Genomic DNA, 18,076 nt, shown 5'->3' on the forward strand with positions numbered 1-18,076 from the left:
AAAAAAGCGCCCCGGCTGCGCTGGGGCGAACGCGCGGGCCTTATAGTCCGTCGGGCAGTCCTTGGCAACCTTGGCAACCCGGCCGCGGGCCATCGGGGCCGGACATCGCATCGGCCTCGTTGCGGCCCCAACGAGGCATTCCCTTTGCCGGCGTTGTGCTCTAGGGTGCGCCGCTTCCGAATGTTTCACCCGCTTTCGTGAGCCGGCATGACCGACGATCCCGATACGAGTCGCCCCAAGGGCGCGGCCCCGCCCAAGGTGGGCATCATCATGGGCAGTCAGTCCGACTGGACCACCATGCGGCATGCGGCGGACACGCTCGCCACACTCGGGGTGCCGGCGGAAACGCGCATCGTCTCGGCCCACCGCACGCCCCGCCGGCTGTACGACTACGCGGAGAGTGCCCGGGCGCGCGGCCTTCAGGCGATCATCGCCGGGGCCGGCGGCGCGGCGCATCTGCCGGGCATGTGTGCGGCCATGACCCTGGTGCCGGTGTTCGGCGTGCCGGTGGAAAGCAAGGCGCTGAAAGGGCTCGACAGTCTGCTGTCCATTGTGCAGATGCCTGCCGGTGTGCCGGTGGGAACGCTGGCGATTGGCCGGTCCGGCGCGGTCAACGCGGCCTTGCTGGCGGCGGCGGTCGTGGCGTTGCATGACCCGGCGGTTGCGGCGACGCTTGATGCGTGGCGGGCCCGCCAGACCGAGGCCGTGGCCGAGGAGCCCGAGGACGAACCTGCGCCATGACGCTCATCGCACCCGGCTCGACGGTCGGCATCATCGGCGGTGGCCAACTCGGCCGCATGGCCGCCATGGCGGCGGCGCGTCTGGGTTATGACTGTGTGATCCTGACGCCCGAGGCGGACAGCCCGGCGTCGCGCGTCGCCCGGCAGACCGTGGTCGCACCCTACGACGACCCGGAGGCGTTGCAGGTGTTCGCCGATGCCGTGGATGTGGTGACATTCGAGTTTGAGAACGTGCCCGCCGAGGCCGTGGCCTGGCTCGCGGTGCGGCGGCCGGTGCGGCCGTCCTGGACCGTGCTGGAGACGGCGCAGGACCGGATCCTCGAAAAGACATTCCTCAACCGGGTGGGGATCGAAACGGCGCCATGGCGGCCGGTGCTGGGACCCGACGACCTACGCGTCGCGCTGGACGATCTTGGCACGCCGGCCGTCCTGAAGACCACGCGGCTCGGCTACGACGGCAAGGGCCAGGTCCGCCTGGAGGCCGGCGCTGACTGCGGCGCCGTCTGGGACTCGCTGGGCGCCGACGCGGCGATTCTGGAAGGGTTCGTCGATTTCGACATGGAGGCGTCGGTGATCGTCGCGCGCGGGCCGGATGGCGCGGTGGCGACGTTCGACGCGGTCCAGAACGAGCATGTGAACCACATCCTCGACACGACCACGGTCCCTGCGCCCCTGCCGGAGCCGGTGCGGGCGGCGGCACGGGATCTGGCGCGGCGCGCGGCCGAGGCCCTTGATCTGGTCGGTCTCCTCGCCGTGGAGCTGTTCGTGACGCGCGATGGCCGTCTGCTCGCCAATGAAATGGCGCCGCGCCCGCACAACTCCGGCCATTGGAGCCTCGACGGGGCGGTGACGGATCAATTCGAGCAGTTCATCCGCGCGGTGTGTGGTCTGCCGCTGGGGGCCACGGACCTGATCGGGCGCCGCGCCCGCATGAAAAACCTGATCGGCGACGCCGCGTCCTCATGGGAGGCGATCCTGGCCGATCCGACGGCGCACCTGCACCTCTACGGCAAGCGCGCGGCGCGGGCCGGCCGCAAGATGGGTCATGTGACCTGGCTCGAGCCGTTTGACACCCCGTAGCGCCCCCCGTAGCACCGGGGGCGGGTTAGCGCGTCAGGCGACCTTGGCCCCCTCGCGCACAGGGCGCATGCCGTCGACCATCGCCTGTAAATTATCGCGATCCGGGATGGTCAGCGTCCGGCCCTTGCGCATCACAATGCCATCCCCGGCGAGATCCAGAAGAACCCGGGCCACCGTTTCGCGGCTGGCCCCGATCTTGGTGCCCAGATCGGCCTGGGTGGGCACCGGGTGGACGATATGGTGGTCCCGCGCCACTGGGCTTGGCACGCAAAGGTTTAATATTTCCTGACAAACACGCTGGGTTACACTCTGCGTCGACACGCTTTGCAGGCGCTCGTTCGTGGCTCGAATGAGCGTGGAGAGTCGCTGCATGATGTGCCAGCCGAGTTCCGGATAGTCCACAACCATCGTGTGGAAGCGGTCCGCGGTCAGCACGAGCACCACGCAGTCCGTTCGGGCCGTCACGGAGGCGGATCGCGGCTTGCCATCAATGGCGGCAATTTCTCCGAAGAAATCGCCGGGTCCGAACTCCGCAATGGCGATTTCGCGTCCATTTCGCGCGAAATTCGAGATGCTTACGCGCCCTTCCAGCAGGAACCAGACGTCGCTGTCCTTGGAATTTCGATCGCAGATCAAACGATGTGCGTTAAATCGCCGCCGCGTGAACCTCTGGGCAAGCTCGATCCGGTCCGTGCTGCTTAAGCTCGCGAACAGGGGAAACGTGGCAAGCGGGTCGGTGATCGAATACATGAGAATCGCTCCGGTCGCTGGACCCGTGTCATCGCAAATCTCCGACAATTGTATACAGATTTAGCGCGATTCAAAAGCGGCCTGGCCCTATGACGTTTGGCCAGTGGGCGCCTCAGAGTGTGGCCAGCGCCTGATCAAGATCGGCGATCAGGTCCGCCGCATCCTCCAGTCCGATGGACAGGCGGATGACGTCTTCGCCCGCTCCGGCGGCCGCGCGCTGCTCGTCCGAAAGCTGGCGGTGGGTGGTCGACGCTGGGTGCAAGATCAAGCTGCGCGTGTCGCCGATGTTCGCCAGATGGCTGAACACGTTTACGCTTTCGACAACTTTGACACCGGCTTCGAAGCCACCCTTCACACCGAATGTGAACACAGCCCCGGGGCCTTCGGGCAGGTACTTCTCGGCCAGCGTCTTGAATGGCGAGGTCGGCAACCCGGCATGCGAGACCCAGGCGACCTTGGGATGATTGGCGAGATACGCGGCAACGGTGCGCGCGTTCGCGATATGCTGGCGCATGCGCAGGGGCAGGGTTTCAATCCCCATGATCGTAAGGTAGGCGTTCTGAGGACTCAGGGTTGGGCCGAAATCACGCAAGGCGACGGCACGTGCCTTGGTCGTAAAAGCGAAGTCGCCAAACGTCTCATAGAATGTCAGGCCGTGATACGCGGGCTCGGGACGACTCAAGGATGGGAACTTATCCGATTTGGCCCAATCGAAGCGCCCCGACTCGACGATGGCGCCGCCCAGGGCGTTTCCGTGTCCACTGAGAAATTTGGTTGTGGAGTGCACGACAATGTCGGCGCCCCATTCGATCGGTCGGCACAGGTACGGCGTGGCCATGGTGTTGTCGACAATGAGCGGGATCCCGGCCTCATGCGCGATGGCGGCCACGGCCTCCAGGTCGACGACGATGCCGCCGGGGTTGGCCAGGGCTTCGATGAAGATGGCCTTGCAGCGGTCCGTCAGAGCGCGCCGGAAATTCTCCGGGTCGGTTGGATCGACGAAATGGCAGGTCCACCCCAGCTTTTTGAACGACAGCCCGAACTGGGTGATCGACCCGCCGTACAGATTGCGCGCGGCCACGAATTCGTCGCCCGGCTCGAGCAGCGTGAAGAAGGTCAGGAACTGCGCGGCGTGACCGGAGGCGGCGCAGCAGGCGGCGCGTCCCCCCTCCAGGTTGGCGATGCGTTCCTCCAGCACCGACACCGTCGGGTTGGAGAGGCGGGCGTAGACGTGGCCGAAATTGTGCAGGTTGAAGCGGGCGGCGGCCTGATCGACGTCGTCGAAGACGTAGGACGTGGTCTGATAGATCGGCGTGCTGCGCGCCCCGGTGGTCGGGTCCGGGCTGGCGCCGGCGTGGACGGCGCGGGTGGCGAACCCAAAGTCCCGTTGGCCTTGGGCGCCACGGCCCCGGCCGGGCGCGGCCTTGGCGCGGGACGAGATGACGCCGGAATTCACCCCGTACCAGCCCAGTTCCCCGCCCAGGCGGCCGTATTCGATCTTCGGGCAGCGATCCATGATGACGGTCAGCCCGGCGGCCTCCGCCGTCGCCGCCGCCGCGTCGTGGCGCACGCCGAGCTGCATCCAGATCACCCGAACGCCCGTGTCCGCAGGCAGGGCCAGGGTCTCCTCGACGATCCCCGGCACGGCGTCGGCGCTGCGGAACACGTCGACCATGTCGAACGGCTCCGGGATGTCGGCGAGGGAGGCGTAGACCGTCTCACCCAGGATCGTGTTGCCGGCCTGGGTCGGGTTCACGGGTAGAACGCGATACCCCTTCTCCTGCAGGTACTTCATGACGAAGTAGCTTGGCCGGTTGTAGTTGGCGGAGGTTCCGACCATGGCGATGGTCTTCACGTCCGCCAGGATCGCGCGGATGTGGGCGTCGGGGTAGGTCAGGGCGGCCTGGGCTGTCATGGCGGCGTGTCCTTGCCGGGGGGCGGGAGGGGCGCTCATGCAAGCGCGGTGGTCCGGCGGGGTCAAGGTTGCTCCTTCGGATCGCCCGAAACGGAACGGGCTCCCCGAAGGGAGCCCGCGCACGCAGACATCCCTGAGACGAGCCCCTACCGCCGGATGGCGGCGAACTTGCGGGTCTGCTCGGTCAAGGCGCCCTCGGTCGGCAGGCGTTCCATGCTGCTGGCGCCATAGAAGCCGTTGCAGTCCGGGCAGCGGGCCAGCACGTACTCGGCGTCGTCCGGCATGGAGATCGGGCCGCCGTGGCACAGCACCAGCACGTCATCGCGCACCGACTTCGCGGCCGTGCTCCAGGCGTTGATGTAGCCCACGCAGTCATCGAGGGTCTTGGCCGTCTCCGCCCCGATCGAGCCGCCGGTGGTCAGGCCCATGTGGCACACGATGATGTCGGCGCCGGCCCTCGTCATAGCGATGGCGTCCTCCTCGCTGAACACATAGGGCGTGGTCAGCAGGTCGAGCTTGTGGGCGGCGGCGATCACATCGACCTCCAGGCCGTAGCCCATGCCGGTCTCTTCCAGGTTGGATCGGAAGACGCCGTCGATCAGGCCCACGGTCGGGAAGTTCTGGATGCCGGAAAAGCCTAGGTCACCCAGCTTCCTCAGGAACGGCTCGGTCAGCATGAACGGGTCGGTGCCGTTCACGCCGGCCAGCACCGGGGTCTTTTTCACGACCGGCAGCACCTCGGACGCCATCTCAACCACGATCTCGTTGGCGTTGCCGTAGGCCATCAGGCCGGCCAGCGAGCCGCGCCCGGCCATGCGGTAGCGGCCGGAATTGTAGATCACGATCAGGTCGATGCCGCCGGCTTCCTCGCACTTGGCCGACAGGCCGGTGCCGGCGCCGCCGCCGACGATGGGCTCGCCCCGGGCGATCTTGGCGCGGAAGGTGTCGAGGATCTGCTGGCGTGGAATGCGGGACATAACAGGAGTCTCCGGACAGAACACAGGGAAGACGGGGAGGGAGGCGGCGTTATGCCTCCAGAAGCTCCAGGAAGGCGGCGACGGCCGCATCGGCGAACCGGTCGTCGTTGATGTTCCAGGGCAGGCGGATCAGCCGGCGGGAGTCGGTCTGGCGCACGGTGGTTTCCAGCGCCTCGAACAGGGCCGCGTCGGCCTCCGGGTCCCAGAAGGGCATCTCCGGCGCGTCGAGCAGTGACACGCCGCCCTCAGGCAGGAAGAAGCGTACCGGCCCCTCGCACCGGTTCAGCTTCTCGCCGATCCAGCGGCCCATGCGGGCGTTCTCCTCCACCGTGGTGCGCATCAGCGTCACCTGCGGATTGTGGACGTAGAGGTTCCGGTCGGCGTATTTGGACGGCACCGTGTCCTTGGCGCCGAAGTTGACCATGTCCAGCGCGCCGCAACTGCCGACGTAGGGCAGGCCGGACCGGATGACCGCACCCAGCCGGTCCTTGCCGGCCGAGAACACGCCGCCCATGAACAGGTCGCAGATCTCGGTGGTGGTCAGGTCGAGCATGCCGGCGAGCAGGCCGCTGTCCGCCAGTTTCTCCATGGCCTGACCGCCGGTGCCGACGGCGTGGAACACCAGGGTGTCGAACCGGTCTTCCAGCGCGGCCGCCGCATGCTGCACACAGGGCGTGGTGACGCCGAACATGGTCAGCGCCACGGTCGGCTTGGCGTCTGGATCGGGATCCTTGTGGTGGGCGATCATGCCGCCCAGGGCGTGCGCGGCGTTGGCCAGAACCTGGGACGAGATGCGGTTGATCCCCTGCACGTCGGTGACGGACGGGATCATGCAGATGTCGGACGGTCCGACGTAGGGCGCCACGTTGCCGCCGCCGACGGTCGAGACCATCACTTTGGGCAGGCCGATGGGCAGGGCGCGCATGGCCGGCGTGGCCAGCGCGGTGCCGCCTGTGCCGCCAGCGGAGATCACGCCGCCGATGTCGTCGCGGCTCAGCAGGAAGCGCTCGAAGGCGACCGCCATGGCACTGACGGCGCTGCCCCGGTCTCCGGTGAACACCGCGTCCGCGCCATCGGGATGGAACGCGGCGACCGCTTTGGCGCCGATGTCGGTGACGGCGTCGGCGTGATTCGTCGACAGGTCGACTGTCGTGACGGCGACGCCGAGGTCCTTCAGGGCGTCGGCGATGAAGTGCAACTCGCGGGCCTTGGTGTCGAAGGTGCCCGCGACGTACGCCACGCCCTGGGGGGCGGGTGAGTTGGCCATGTTTCCTCCAGCCGTTCGCGGTTGTTGGTGGGCGCGGGCAGGCCACGCGCTGGGGCACGACACCCGCCGGTCGTCGTCCGATAGTCTAAGGCTGCGGATTTCCACCCGCCAACCGGCGTTCGTCTGGAATCTTTTGCTATTTCGGGGCCTTTGGCGTGCGCATCCGGGCCGGGTACGCCGAAATCGGGTCGCCTGGCGGCCACAGCCGTGCCGTCCGGCGGCCTACATCATCAGCGGATCGACCGGGCGTTCTGGACGCGGCACGAGCAGGTAGGTCTGTCCGGGGCTGGCCATGCGACCGGCCTTGTCGAACGCGGCCTCGCCGCCGCCCCAGAACACATCGCCGCGATTGATGCCCTTGATGGCCGATCCAACATCCTGGGCGGCCATGAGCCGCTGAATCGGCACACCGTCCGGCCCGGTCGTATCCAGCCAGACCAGGGAGCCGAGAGGAAGGAACTGCGGGTCCACCGCCAGACTGCGCAACGGGGTCAGGGTCACGCCGAACGCCCCCACCGGCCCCGTGCCGGCGATCTCGCGGAAGAAGATGTAGCGCGGGTTCTCCCGCATCAGGGCGCGGCCGTCCTCGGGGTGGGTGCGTAGCCAGGTCCGGATCGCGGGCATGGATGCGCCGTCCGCCAGACCGCGCTCCCGCACCAGACGCCCGATCCCCACGAAGGGTTGGCCGTTGTTCGCGGCATAGCCGATCCGGGTTTGCCGGCCATCGGGCAGGGTCACCCGTCCGGAGCCCTGAATGTGCAGAATGTGAAGATCGACCGCGTCGGCGGCCCAGAACAACACCGGGGCCTTGCCCTCCAGGGCGCCGTCCTCGATGGCCGCGCGGTCCGTGTAGGGCTCCAGGACTCCGTTCACCCGGCGTTGCCCTTGCCCGGATTCCATCACGAGATCCTTGGGCGGCCCGTACACCGGGATGGTGTATCGGCCTCCGCGCGTGCGGGCGGCATCAATGTGGGCTTCGAAATAGCCGGTGAACAGCCCGTGGGCGTCGGCATCGCTGCTGGTGACCGCGTAGACCGCGAAGGCCCGCAACAAGAATCCCCGGAAGGCTTGCGGATCGTCGGCCGGGACCTGATCGAGGCGGGCGCACACCGCTTGCCAGTTCGCGACGGTGCCTGTGACAGCCCGCAACGCCGCGTGCCCCTGGATGGCCATGGACCGGTCCGGAGACAGTTTCGCGAGCTTGGCGCAGGAGCGGTCCAGGGCCGGGCGGGCCTCGAGCACCGTATCCGACGGCCAGCCGGGCAGGGCCTGGAGGCTGACCAGGGTGTAGTGGGGTTCCGGCGGCGGGGCCGGGCGCGGCCACAGCCAGACGGTCAGTCCAGCAATCCCGACGACAAGCGCCAGCCCGGTTCCGAGTGTGACGCGCTGACGAAAGCGGGCGGGCTTGGTTTCCCACCGGCGCAACGCCAACTCGGCGGAAATCTGCGCGTGCCGCGTCAGGTCGCGGGCACGACTCCGGGACCAGTGCAAGGCGTGCTGGGCGCGCGGCCCGACGCCGGCCGCAACGGCCTTGGCGTAGTCGCTCGCACGCTGATGCAGAACGGTCCGGTGATGAGACGGGCCCGGGTCGGACGACCGAAGCTTGGCGAGACGACGGCGAACCACGACGCCGGCATCACGGACCTGACGTGCAACGTCATGGCCGCGCGAGCCCAGACGGAATGGCCGACGCCAGTCCATCCGGGGTATCTCAATCGTCGTCGGGGGTGCGCGTCGCCACCAGCGCCCAGTTCGGGTCGCGCGACGCGGTATCGCGCGCGAAGGTCCAGATGTCCGTCACCCGCGCGATGTGGTCCGGATCCCCGTCCACGACGGCACCCTCGCCGTCCCGCACGACGTTGACCTGGTCGGTTTCGTACTGGACCGTCACCTTGGCGATGCGGTCATCCATGCGGCACTCCGCGATGGTGATGGTCTTGAACCCGAGAACCTCGGTCTCCATTGCCTCACCGGCCGACTCGCGCTCGTCGATGGCGCCGGCGAAGCCGTCATAGACTTCGTCCGCCAGCAGCGGTCGCAGGGCCGCTTTGTCGCCCTTCGCAAAGGCCTCCACGATCATCTCGAACGCGGCGCGGGCGCCGCCGAGGAAGACCTCCGGGTCAAACTGCGGATCCGCGGCGCGGATCGCCTCTACCCCAGCGTCGGACGCGACGGAGGTGCGCCGGCTCCAGGCCGAAGAGGGTTGATCGGCGGCGCGGGAGTCGCCCTCCGCGTCCTCGCTATCGGTGTCCCGCCGCCCGGGCAGATCAATGACGTTGTCGTCCCCGCCCTGGCGCTGGTTCGTTTGGCCGTCGAACGGGGTTCGCCGCGGCTTTTCATTGCCCGTGCGCTTGCCCAGCACACTGCGCAGGCGCAACACAAGGAACGCCGCGATCATGGCGAAAAAGATGATGTCGATGAATTGGAAGCTGTCGCCCATGGCCGATCGAAACTCGCCGACTTGATTCCGGAGACGGTCTCGCCGCATCCGGAACGTGATGTATGCGCCTGGGTTGGCGCTCGAAGTGTTCGTTCGTTGTCTGCCCCGGTGTCCGATCCGGCCCGCCCAACGCGGGGTTTCGAGACCTGTCGGGTCTGGGCTCCAAAACGCGAGCCGTGCCGGCCCCATACTGGACCTGAACCGTCGCCGTGAGCTACACACGTCTTCGGCGGCACGACCCGCACGTCACCAGGGATCCAGTCTGAGGGACCCGTGACCCGGGATCAACCCGCGTTGTGGGTCCATCGGGCTTTTGGGTTCCCTTCAGCGCGGCCCGTGAACCGCCCGACACGGCGGTACATAAGAAGTGCGGCCGTGCGGAGCAAGGCGAAATCGCCCCGCCGCGCCCGTGTCCGTCGGGCGGAACGGGCCTCCTGTCCCCCTGTAAACGAGGCACACGCCGCCATGCCCTTCTTGCTGTTGCTCGCCTTCATTGGTGTTCCCCTTCTTGAGATCGCCGTGTTCATCCAGGTTGGCGACGTCGTCGGCCTGGGTTGGACGCTGGGCCTGGTCATCCTGACCGCGGTGATCGGCACCATGCTGTTACGCGCCCAGGGCGTCGCGACCCTGAACCGGGCGCGCGCCAGCCTTGGACGCGGCGAGGTGCCGATGCGCGAGGTGTTCGATGGGGCCTGTCTGCTGGTGGGGGGCGCCCTTTTGCTCACCCCGGGATTCGTGACGGACAGCCTCGGGTTCCTGCTCCTCCTGCCGCCGGTGCGGGCGTTCGCGCTGGACCGCCTGAAGCAGAGCGGGCGCCTGCATGTCCACACGACGGGGATGCCTCCGGGAGGCGACGACCCGTTCGGTGCCGGACGCGGCCCGACCCCGGGCGGCGGGCGCGGTCCGGTCATCGATGGGGAGTATGAGGACCTGGGTGACGGCGACGTGGGCGAGCCCCGACCCAGCCGCTGGAGCGGAGTCGCCGGGCCGAATGAGAGCCCGGACGAGGCCCAGGACGGGCGGTCCGACGACCGCTCCTGAAGGCGGCCACCGGGCGGTCTTCGGGCTGGGCCCTCGGTTGTCAGACTCGGGCCATCATGGTACGGAACCCGCGCCGAGGCGTACGCCCGGCGGGGCCTTTGGCGTGCCCGAACGGCCCTTTCCGAACAAGCAACCCTTCAATCGGGAGTGAACGATGAGCGAACCGCAGACCACACCGGGATCCGGCCAGGAGACGCCGCCCCTGGTCATCAACGCCCAGTATGTCCGCGACCTCTCGTTCGAGGCCCCGAACGTGCCGGGCATCTTCACCGAGATGCGCTCGTCGCCTGAGATCTCGGTCAGCGTCGATGTGCAGGCCAGCGTCTTCGACGAGGAGCGGAAGCTCTACGAGGTCCGCCTGAAGCTCAACGCGCAGGGTAAGGTCGGCGAGAAGACCGCCTTCATCGCCGAGCTGGAGTACGGCGCGGCCGTGTCGGTGAACGCGCCGGCCGAGCATCTGAACCCTCTGCTGCTCATCGAGGCGCCGCGCCACATGTTCCCGTTCGCCCGGAACATCCTGTCGGATCTGACGCGGGACGGCGGGTTCCCGCCTGTTGTGCTGCAACCCATCGATTTCGTGGCTCTGTTCCGTCAGCGCGTGCAGGCGTTGCAGAAGCAGGCGGACAAGACCGACCAGGGGGGCGACGCCGGTACGGCCTGACGGTGAACAGGGGGGCCGCGCGGCGCCGGTTCGATCGGGATTGGATCGGGTCGCGCGGCAAAAAAAATGGGGGGCTGGGCCGGGCGGTAAAAATTCCCGTTGACAGGGAAGGGACCGCCCGGTAGAAACCCGGCCTCCAACGCCCCGTTGCCGCAAATGCCCAGGTGGCGGAATTGGTAGACGCGCAGGTTTCAGGTACCTGTGGCCGAAAGGCCGTGGAAGTTCGAGTCTTCTCCTGGGCACCATTTTTACAGAGCGTTGTTGGCGGGATACCGGAACGGTCCGGACCCGCCACCGGGCAGAGCAAGGCCCGCGAGCCACTTCGGTTCGCCGATGCTTGGTACCGACCGCCGCCGTGCAATCGGGCTCAACCCGGCGCGGCGGTTTTCGTTTGTGGGGCCGAGCACACCGCGCTGCGATGGTGGACGCATTGGGAGCCAAGCGCCCGCCGCACACGCGGTTCGACGACAGACGCGAGAAAGCCGCCCTCATGGCCGAGATTATTCTGCACGACACCGACCTGCCCGCCGACGTGACCTTCACCGGGAGCGTCGCCGTGGACACGGAGACGATGGGCCTGAAGCTGCACCGCGACCGGCTGTGTTTGGTCCAGCTGTCCGGCGGTGATGGTGTCTGCCATCTGGTCCGAATCCACCCGGGCGCCGCGGCGCCGAATCTGTGCGCTCTGATGGCGGACCCGGCGGTGACCAAGATCTTCCATTTCGCTCGTTTCGACGTCGCGATGCTGCTGACCCGGTTCGGGGTGCGCACCGCGCCGATCTACTGCACCAAGATCGCGTCGAAGTTGGGGCGTACCAATACCGAGGCTCACGGGTTGCGCGTGCTCTGCAAGGACCTGCTCGGGATCGACATCTCGAAGCAGATGCAGAGTTCCGACTGGGGGGCCGATACCCTGAGCCGCGAGCAGATGGAGTACGCCGCCAGTGATGTGCTGTACCTGCACCGCCTGAAGGCCCACATGGAGGGCCTGCTGGCGCGTGAGGGACGCACGGAACTCGCCCAGGCTTGTTTCGACTTCCTCCCCGACCGGGCCGCGCTGGACGTGGCCGGCTGGGCGGAGGAGGATATCTTCGCTCACTGATCGCCGCGCGTGCCGTCGTACAAGGCCGCCCAGGCGGGTCAGGCTGGACCCTCGGCACAGAGCGCGTTGGTGCGTTCCGATCCCCCGATCCGCGAGAGACGCCGTTCATGTCCTCCTCCGCCACCCGGTCCCCCCTGTCACCGACGGTTCCGACGGTGGAGCCGGCTGCGGACGACTCGCCGGCCCTGCGAAGTGCGCGACGGGTTCTGCAGGCGGAACGCGATGCGTTGGACACGCTGGCGAGCACGCTTGGCCCCGACTTCGACGCGGCGGTGACGCGCCTGCTGGCCTGCCGGGGGCGGGTGACCGTGACCGGTATGGGCAAGAGCGGGCATGTCGGGCGCAAGATCGCGGCCACGATGGCCTCGACCGGAACGCTGGCGCAGTTCGTGCATCCGGCGGAGGCCAGCCACGGCGACCTCGGCATGATCGGCCGCGAGGATTTGGTGTTGGCGTTGTCGAACTCCGGCAACACGCCGGAGCTGTCGGATCTGATCGCCTATACGCGCCGGTTCGGTATCCCCCTGGTGGGCATCACCGCCCGTGCCGACGGGGCGCTGGCCCAGGCGAGCGACGTGGCCCTGGTTCTGCCGCCGCATGGGGAGGCCTGTCCGCTCGGACTGGCGCCCACCACCTCCACGACGCTGATGATGGCCCTGGGTGATGCGCTGGCCGTGGCGCTGCTGGAAGCGCGCGGCTTCAGCGCGCGAGACTTCCAGGTGTTCCACCCGGGCGGCCGGCTTGGCAAGGCGCTGCTGCGCGTCGGTGACGTCATGCACAGCGGCGAGGCGCTGCCCCTGGTGACCGCCGAAACCCCGATGTCGCGGGCGCTGATCGAGATGTCGCGCAAGGGCTTCGGCTGCGTCGGCATTGTTGCGTCCCTGGACGCGGCCGGTACGCCGGGGCCTTTGCTCGGGGTCGTGACCGATGGCGACCTGCGGCGGCACATGGCGCCCGATCTGGTCGCGCGACCGGCGGGCGACATCATGACGCGCGACCCGCGGACCGTGCCGCCGAGCATGCTGGCGGCGGAAGCCTTGCACATCATGAACGCGGGCGAGCGTCGCATCACGAACCTGTTCGTGGTCGAGAACGGCCGCCCGGTCGGCTTCATTCACATGCATGATCTGTTGCGGGCCGGTGTGGACTAGACCAGCATGGGCGCGACGGACACAGCCGTCGGGCGGTCGGGAGGTCGGAGGGCCGGACCAAGCGCGACGCATGCCATCGGGGCGTGGATGGTGAAGCCGGGATGACGGTGCGATCGCGATGAAGCTGGCTCCGAAAAACAGTGTGTCGAGGACGGCAGCCCCCCCTGGGGACGACGCGCCGGACACGGATCATCGATCCCACGCGACGGACCGGCCGGAGGACTCGGCGCGCCAGGACACCGGAGAGCGATCCGGTTCCCACGGTGGAACGCGACGGTACTCCCGGTTCGTCACCATCATGAAGCTGCTCCTGCCGAGCGTCGCCGTGGTGCTGCTTGGGCTGGTTTTGGCTTGGCCGCAGATTCAGTCTCAGACGGAGCGGTTTACCCTGGGCTTCGCAGCGCTGGATCCGCGCGAGGTCAATCCCAGCACTTTGGTGAATCCGCGCTTTCACGGCGTGGATGCGCAGGACCAGCCCTACACCCTGGTGGCGGAGGCGGCGGAAGAGGTCCCCGAGGATCCGGACCGGGTGAACCTGGACAAGCCGCAGGGCGACATCACGCTGGGCGGCGGGCGCTGGCTGTCGTTGCGGGGCAACGCCGGCCTGTATTCCAAAGCCGACCGAACCCTGAACTTGGATGGCGACGTGATGCTGTACCGGGATGACGGGTTCGAGTTTCACACGGACGAGGCCCGGATTGACCTGGAGACCAACAGTGCCCACGGGACGGACCCGGTGCGGGGCCAGGGACCGGACGGGACGATCAACTCTGATGGCTTCGTGATGGTCGACGGTGGCCGCGTGGTGACGTTCACGGGACGGGCGCATCTCGTGTTGCAGGACGGCGGAGGGAGGATCGCGCCATGACGAATCGGTCGGGTATCCGAGCGCGGGCGGGCCTCTGGGTTGTGCCGAGGGGGGCGGTACTGAGGGGCGCCGTGTTGGGGGGCGCCGTGCTGGGTGTGTTGGGGCTGGCCGTGGTGGCCGGGGCCCCGGTCCGCGCCCAGCAGGGGCCGCTGTCGGGTGGCGATTCGCCCATTGAAGTGCTGGCCGACGACGGCATCGAATGGCGGCGCGACGAGAACCTGTATGTCGCGCGCGGCAACGCCGTGGCCATCCAGGGCGAGGACCGCGTCTACGGGGATACGCTGATTGCGCACTATCGCGAGACGCCAGAGGGCTCTACGGAAATCTGGCGGATGGAGGCCCGAGGCGCCGCCCGCATCACCTCGCCCGGGCGCACGGTCACGGGCAATACGGCGATCTACGAGGTCGACAGCGGAATCCTGGTCGTGCGTGGTGGTCCGCTGCGGATGGAAACCGAGGCGGAGGTCGTCACGGCCAGCCGGAGCCTGGAATACTGGTCGAACGAGCGCATGGCGGTGGCCCGGGGCGATGCGCGGGCCGTGCGCGTCAACGGGGACACGGTCGAGGCCGACGTCCTGACCGGTCACTTCACCGACGCGGCCGTCGGCGGGACCCGCGCTGCGGCGGATGGCGGCGACGGTGGCGAGGATGGCGCGGGCGGAACGGAGCAAGGGTTGAGCCGTCTGGAAGCCTTCGACAACGTCGTGATCACGACGGACAAGGAGGTTGTCCGAGGCGCCCGCGCGGTCTATGACGTCCCGGCTGGCATCGCCACGGTGGTTGGGGACGTGACCATCACCACCGAAACCGACCAGTTGGCCGGGGAGCGGGCCGTGGTCAACCTGAATACGGGCGTCAGCACCCTTGAAGGGGGTGCGGGGGCCGATGGGACCGGGCGCGCGCGGGCTCTGATCGCGCCGCAACGGCCGCCGTCGGCGCCGGGCGAAAACGGCGGCGACTGACCGCGTCGTCCGGTGCCCGTCTTCGGTCGAAACGGGCGCCTGTGTGATGTGCATGGGGCGGGGCGAAGGGAGGCACTGTTGGATCGTCCGGACGAGTGGCCCGAAGACCACCAGGAGCACGCAGAGCGCATGTCCTGGCGCGGGACGCTGGCCGCGGAGGGGCTCGGCAAGGTGTACCGCCGCCGCGCGATCCTGACGGACGTGAATCTGTCCGTCCGGCGTGGCGAGGCGGTTGGCCTGCTGGGACCCAACGGCGCCGGCAAGACCACGTGCTTCTACTGTATGACCGGGCTGGTCATGCCCGATTCCGGGGCCATCCGGCTCGATGGCCAGGATGTTACCGCTCTGCCGATGTACCGGCGGGCGCGGCTTGGCGTCGGCTACCTGCCGCAGGAGGCCTCGATCTTTCGCGGCCTGACGGTCGAGGGCAACCTGCGCGCGGTGCTGGAGGTGTCGGAACGGGACCGCGACCAGCGCGAGGAGATGCTGGCCAGCCTGCTGTCGGAATTCTCGATCGCCCACCTGCGCCATGCGCCCGCGCTGGCCCTATCGGGTGGCGAGCGGCGCCGGGTGGAGATCGCGCGCGCCCTGGCTACGCGACCGGCCTTCATTCTGCTCGACGAACCCTTGGCGGGCATTGATCCCATCGCCGTCGGTGACATCCGCGATCTGGTGGCCCACCTAAAAAACCGTGGCCTTGGCGTCCTCATCACCGATCACAATGTCCGGGAAACCCTGGACATTGTGGATCGGGCCTACATACTTCACGAAGGGCGCGTGATGATGGAGGGGCCGCCCTCTGAGATCGTGGCCCACGAGGGCGTTCGACGCGTTTATCTGGGCGAGCGGTTCAGCCTTTAGCCGCAGACGACCGAGCGCGCAAGGACACGTGGTTTATGGGACTGTCACCCCGGCTTGACCTTCGGCAGTCGCAGAGTCTGGTCATGACACCGCAGCTGCAGCAGGCCATCAAGCTGCTGCAGATGTCGAACCTGGATCTGACGACGTACGTCGAACAGGAATTGGAGCGAAACCCGCTGCTGGAGCGGGACGAACGGGCGGATTTTGACTCGCTGCCCGAGCGGCAGGAGGTGCGCGCCGACGCCGAATCTAGCGTGATCATCGATCGCGGGGCCGGGGAGGGCACCGACGGGCCATCGCCGCTCGATCAAGACTACAACACCGACCGGGATGAATCAGGGGCCGGCGACATGGTCGGTCCAACCAGTGGCGACGGCGGCGGATTCGATGAGCTAGGCCTTGCGGTCGGCGCTTGGGGCGGGGGCGGAGGCGGGTCCAGCGACTTTTCGGACGACATGCGTGGCCTGGAGGAGACTCTCAGCCGCCCCGTGTCGTTGCGCGATCATCTCAGCGGCCAGATGGCCGTGGATCTGACCGACCCGGCGGAGCTCCTGATCGGGGGGCATCTGCTGGGGCTTCTGGACCCCTGCGGCTATCTGACGGCGACGGTGGAGGACGTGGCGACCACCCTCGGCGCGCCCGAACCCCAGGTCGAGGCCGTTTTGGCGCGTTTGCAGCGGTTCGATCCGCCGGGCGTGTTCGCGCGCACATTGAAGGAATGTCTTGCGCTCCAGTTGGCGGATCTCAATCGCCTCGATCCGGCCATGCAGGCCCTGCTCGACAACCTGGATCTCCTGGCCCGGCGCGATATCGCCGCGCTTCAGAAGGCGTGCGAGGTCGATGCCGAGGACCTGCGGGAGATGATCGCCGAGGTGCGCGCCCTCGACCCCAAGCCGGCGCTGCGGTTCGAGGGCGAGCCGATCCAGAGCGTGGTGCCGGACGTGGTGATGCGGCCGAATCCGGAAGGCGGCTGGGTGGTGGAACTGAACGCCGACACGCTACCGCGCGTTCTGGTCAATCGGCGCTATCTGGCGCGGGTGCGGCCGGCTGCAAAAGGCGACAAGGCGGTGCAGGCGTTCCTGGGCGAAAGCCTTCAGACCGCCAATTGGCTGGTCAAGGCACTGGACCAGCGTGCCACGACTATCCTCAAGGTGGCCGGTGAGATCGTGCGCCAGCAGGACGCTTTTCTGGAGCACGGCATCCAGCATCTGCGGCCGCTGATCCTGCGCGACGTCGCGGGTGTGATCGGCATGCACGAGAGCACGGTCAGCCGGGTGACCAGCAACAAGTACATTTCCACGCCGCGAGGCCTGTTCGAGCTGAAGTACTTCTTCACCCAGGCCATCAACAGCAGCGCGGGCGGCGAGGCGCACTCGGCCGAGGCCGTGCGCGCGCGCATCAAGGCGCTGATCGACGCCGAACCGCCGCGGAAGGTTCTGTCCGATGATCGGATCGTCACGATTCTGCGCGAGGAGGGGGTGGATATCGCCCGCCGCACGGTCGCGAAATACCGCGAGGGGATGAGGATCCCCTCGTCGGTGCAGCGGCGGCGCGAGAAAATGGCCCTCGCCGGGGAGGGCTGAGGCCGCCCGGCAGGACCGGCCGATCAAGGGTGCGCTGCGGGAAGGTTAGGGGCCTCCCATTTGAAAGGCCTCGGATCGTGCATCATGGTCAGGCGCCTCCCCCCAAGGGTGAGGTTGGGAGGGGGGCCGCCAACCACGCAACGGTCACGTTTGCCGACGTCGACCCCACCCCGACCCTCCCCTATCCAGGGGAGGGAGCCGGTCGCCTGCGGCGCGCCCCAGTGTGGGGCGCCCTAACTCTTTGATGGAGAGCCGAAGACTCCAAACCCCGGGGGGCTCAGAGCGAGCGGGTGCAGCGGACGTTTTCGTCCTTCAGCAGGTCGTTCAGTGTGTTCTGGAGCGTCGTCCCACGGCCGCGCAGCACGTCGGACATGCAGGTGATCCCGCCCGTGGACAGGCTGGAGCAGTCCACGCCGCGCTCCAGGCTGCTGTAGGCCCACACCTGCCCGGCCATGCGGCGGAGCACCATTTCCATGCGGACGGGGGGACCGGCCGGGGTGGTGCACTCGAACGCGACCATAGGCGGGTTGTCATCGGCCCCAATGGACCGAATCGGCGCCTGAGAGGCCGAGGACGACTGAGCGGCGGCGGGGGCGGTGAGGCCGAGGCCGGCGGTCGCCAGGACAAGGGTGGCGGCGGCAAGGCGGCGGACTCGAGTCATGGCGGAGTCTCCTGAAC

17 protein-coding genes and 1 tRNA gene are annotated in these 18,076 nt (G+C 68.0%); 11 read left to right on the plus strand and 7 right to left on the minus strand.

What is annotated here, in order from left to right; genetic code table 11:
• The first annotated feature begins 207 nt into the window (after positions 1 to 207).
• Positions 208 to 741 (plus strand): 5-(carboxyamino)imidazole ribonucleotide mutase, encoded by a 534-nt coding sequence (purE, locus tag GGD82_RS00585; protein ID WP_150060695.1) that lies wholly within the window; start codon positions 208 to 210, stop codon positions 739 to 741.
• Complete coding sequence (locus GGD82_RS00590) at positions 738 to 1,820, plus strand: 5-(carboxyamino)imidazole ribonucleotide synthase (protein ID WP_150060694.1); 1,083 nt, start codon at positions 738 to 740, stop codon at positions 1,818 to 1,820. Before purE ends, GGD82_RS00590 begins: the two co-directional genes overlap by 4 nt.
• A gap of 33 nt (positions 1,821 to 1,853) precedes the next feature.
• Here the strand turns inward: GGD82_RS00590 and GGD82_RS00595 are convergent, their stop codons facing one another.
• The 6 genes from GGD82_RS00595 to GGD82_RS00620 form a co-directional block, all read right to left on the minus strand.
• Positions 1,854 to 2,570 carry a Crp/Fnr family transcriptional regulator gene (locus GGD82_RS00595; RefSeq protein WP_150060693.1) on the minus strand — a complete coding sequence of 239 codons (717 nt, stop codon included), beginning with the start codon at positions 2,568 to 2,570 and terminating at the stop codon, positions 1,854 to 1,856.
• A gap of 112 nt (positions 2,571 to 2,682) precedes the next feature.
• The gene (locus GGD82_RS00600; RefSeq protein ID WP_150060692.1) at positions 2,683 to 4,485 is read right to left on the minus strand and encodes an O-acetylhomoserine aminocarboxypropyltransferase; all 1,803 of its coding nucleotides are present in this window, start codon (positions 4,483 to 4,485) and stop codon (positions 2,683 to 2,685) included.
• A 146-nt stretch (positions 4,486 to 4,631) separates the two neighbouring features.
• Entirely contained in the window at positions 4,632 to 5,462 is an 831-nt protein-coding gene (locus GGD82_RS00605; protein WP_150060691.1) for a phosphoenolpyruvate hydrolase family protein, read from the minus strand.
• Positions 5,463 to 5,511: 49 nt separating this feature from the next.
• The gene (locus GGD82_RS00610) at positions 5,512 to 6,729 is read right to left on the minus strand and encodes a Tm-1-like ATP-binding domain-containing protein (protein ID WP_150060690.1); all 1,218 of its coding nucleotides are present in this window, start codon (positions 6,727 to 6,729) and stop codon (positions 5,512 to 5,514) included.
• A gap of 222 nt (positions 6,730 to 6,951) precedes the next feature.
• A complete protein-coding gene (gene mltA, locus GGD82_RS00615; protein ID WP_170284121.1) occupies positions 6,952 to 8,355 on the minus strand; it encodes a murein transglycosylase A in 1,404 nt (467 codons plus the stop codon).
• Positions 8,356 to 8,440: 85 nt separating this feature from the next.
• A complete protein-coding gene (locus GGD82_RS00620; RefSeq protein WP_150060688.1) occupies positions 8,441 to 9,169 on the minus strand; it encodes a Tim44/TimA family putative adaptor protein in 729 nt (242 codons plus the stop codon).
• 465 nt (positions 9,170 to 9,634) lie between these two features.
• Between GGD82_RS00620 and GGD82_RS00625 the strand changes: the two genes are divergently transcribed.
• From GGD82_RS00625 to rpoN, 9 genes are all read left to right on the plus strand, one after another.
• On the plus strand, positions 9,635 to 10,210 hold the full coding sequence (locus tag GGD82_RS00625; RefSeq protein WP_150060687.1) for an FxsA family protein: 576 nt from the start codon (positions 9,635 to 9,637) through the stop codon (positions 10,208 to 10,210).
• A gap of 154 nt (positions 10,211 to 10,364) precedes the next feature.
• On the plus strand, positions 10,365 to 10,871 hold the full coding sequence (gene secB, locus GGD82_RS00630) for a protein-export chaperone SecB (RefSeq protein WP_150060686.1): 507 nt from the start codon (positions 10,365 to 10,367) through the stop codon (positions 10,869 to 10,871).
• 158 nt (positions 10,872 to 11,029) lie between these two features.
• Positions 11,030 to 11,116, plus strand: a tRNA-Leu gene (locus GGD82_RS00635).
• Positions 11,117 to 11,361: 245 nt separating this feature from the next.
• Positions 11,362 to 11,973 (plus strand): ribonuclease D, encoded by a 612-nt coding sequence (locus GGD82_RS00640; protein WP_150060685.1) that lies wholly within the window; start codon positions 11,362 to 11,364, stop codon positions 11,971 to 11,973.
• A 107-nt stretch (positions 11,974 to 12,080) separates the two neighbouring features.
• Positions 12,081 to 13,124, plus strand: coding sequence for a KpsF/GutQ family sugar-phosphate isomerase (locus tag GGD82_RS00645; RefSeq protein WP_150060684.1), 1,044 nt, complete (start codon positions 12,081 to 12,083; stop codon positions 13,122 to 13,124).
• A 298-nt stretch (positions 13,125 to 13,422) separates the two neighbouring features.
• Positions 13,423 to 13,992 (plus strand): LPS export ABC transporter periplasmic protein LptC, encoded by a 570-nt coding sequence (gene lptC, locus GGD82_RS00650; RefSeq protein ID WP_170284120.1) that lies wholly within the window; start codon positions 13,423 to 13,425, stop codon positions 13,990 to 13,992.
• Positions 13,989 to 14,954, plus strand: coding sequence for an LptA/OstA family protein (locus GGD82_RS00655; protein WP_150060682.1), 966 nt, complete (start codon positions 13,989 to 13,991; stop codon positions 14,952 to 14,954). The genes lptC and GGD82_RS00655 overlap by 4 nt, the downstream gene beginning before the upstream one ends.
• 129 nt (positions 14,955 to 15,083) lie before the next feature.
• A complete protein-coding gene (lptB, locus tag GGD82_RS00660) occupies positions 15,084 to 15,815 on the plus strand; it encodes an LPS export ABC transporter ATP-binding protein (protein ID WP_150060828.1) in 732 nt (243 codons plus the stop codon).
• 35 nt (positions 15,816 to 15,850) lie between these two features.
• Complete coding sequence (gene rpoN / locus GGD82_RS00665) at positions 15,851 to 17,398, plus strand: RNA polymerase factor sigma-54 (protein ID WP_150060681.1); 1,548 nt, start codon at positions 15,851 to 15,853, stop codon at positions 17,396 to 17,398.
• Positions 17,399 to 17,675: 277 nt separating this feature from the next.
• On the opposite strand, the gene GGD82_RS00670 is transcribed toward rpoN, so the two are convergent.
• Complete coding sequence (locus tag GGD82_RS00670) at positions 17,676 to 18,059, minus strand: hypothetical protein (protein WP_150060680.1); 384 nt, start codon at positions 18,057 to 18,059, stop codon at positions 17,676 to 17,678.
• Positions 18,060 to 18,076 lie beyond the last annotated feature (17 nt).

Origin of the sequence: Roseospira marina, from assembly GCF_014197855.1 — a bacterium.
In the GTDB taxonomy this organism is placed as follows: Bacteria; Pseudomonadota; Alphaproteobacteria; order Rhodospirillales; family Rhodospirillaceae; genus Rhodospira; species Rhodospira marina.

Bases quoted from the DNA above. Each gene is read 5' to 3' on its own strand.
- purE (WP_150060695.1), top strand. From the start codon at position 208: ATGACCGACGATCCCGATACGAGTCGCCCCAAGGGCGCGGCCCCGCCC.
- GGD82_RS00590 (WP_150060694.1), top strand. From the start codon at position 738: ATGACGCTCATCGCACCCGGCTCGACGGTCGGCATCATCGGCGGTGGC.
- GGD82_RS00595 (WP_150060693.1), bottom strand. From the start codon at position 2,570: ATGTATTCGATCACCGACCCGCTTGCCACGTTTCCCCTGTTCGCGAGC.
- GGD82_RS00600 (WP_150060692.1), bottom strand. From the start codon at position 4,485: ATGACAGCCCAGGCCGCCCTGACCTACCCCGACGCCCACATCCGCGCG.
- GGD82_RS00605 (WP_150060691.1), bottom strand. From the start codon at position 5,462: ATGTCCCGCATTCCACGCCAGCAGATCCTCGACACCTTCCGCGCCAAG.
- GGD82_RS00610 (WP_150060690.1), bottom strand. From the start codon at position 6,729: ATGGCCAACTCACCCGCCCCCCAGGGCGTGGCGTACGTCGCGGGCACC.
- GGD82_RS00620 (WP_150060688.1), bottom strand. From the start codon at position 9,169: ATGGGCGACAGCTTCCAATTCATCGACATCATCTTTTTCGCCATGATC.
- GGD82_RS00625 (WP_150060687.1), top strand. From the start codon at position 9,635: ATGCCCTTCTTGCTGTTGCTCGCCTTCATTGGTGTTCCCCTTCTTGAG.
- secB (WP_150060686.1), top strand. From the start codon at position 10,365: ATGAGCGAACCGCAGACCACACCGGGATCCGGCCAGGAGACGCCGCCC.
- GGD82_RS00640 (WP_150060685.1), top strand. From the start codon at position 11,362: ATGGCCGAGATTATTCTGCACGACACCGACCTGCCCGCCGACGTGACC.
- GGD82_RS00645 (WP_150060684.1), top strand. From the start codon at position 12,081: ATGTCCTCCTCCGCCACCCGGTCCCCCCTGTCACCGACGGTTCCGACG.
- lptC (WP_170284120.1), top strand. From the start codon at position 13,423: ATGAAGCTGCTCCTGCCGAGCGTCGCCGTGGTGCTGCTTGGGCTGGTT.
- GGD82_RS00655 (WP_150060682.1), top strand. From the start codon at position 13,989: ATGACGAATCGGTCGGGTATCCGAGCGCGGGCGGGCCTCTGGGTTGTG.
- lptB (WP_150060828.1), top strand. From the start codon at position 15,084: ATGTCCTGGCGCGGGACGCTGGCCGCGGAGGGGCTCGGCAAGGTGTAC.
- rpoN (WP_150060681.1), top strand. From the start codon at position 15,851: ATGGGACTGTCACCCCGGCTTGACCTTCGGCAGTCGCAGAGTCTGGTC.
- GGD82_RS00670 (WP_150060680.1), bottom strand. From the start codon at position 18,059: ATGACTCGAGTCCGCCGCCTTGCCGCCGCCACCCTTGTCCTGGCGACC.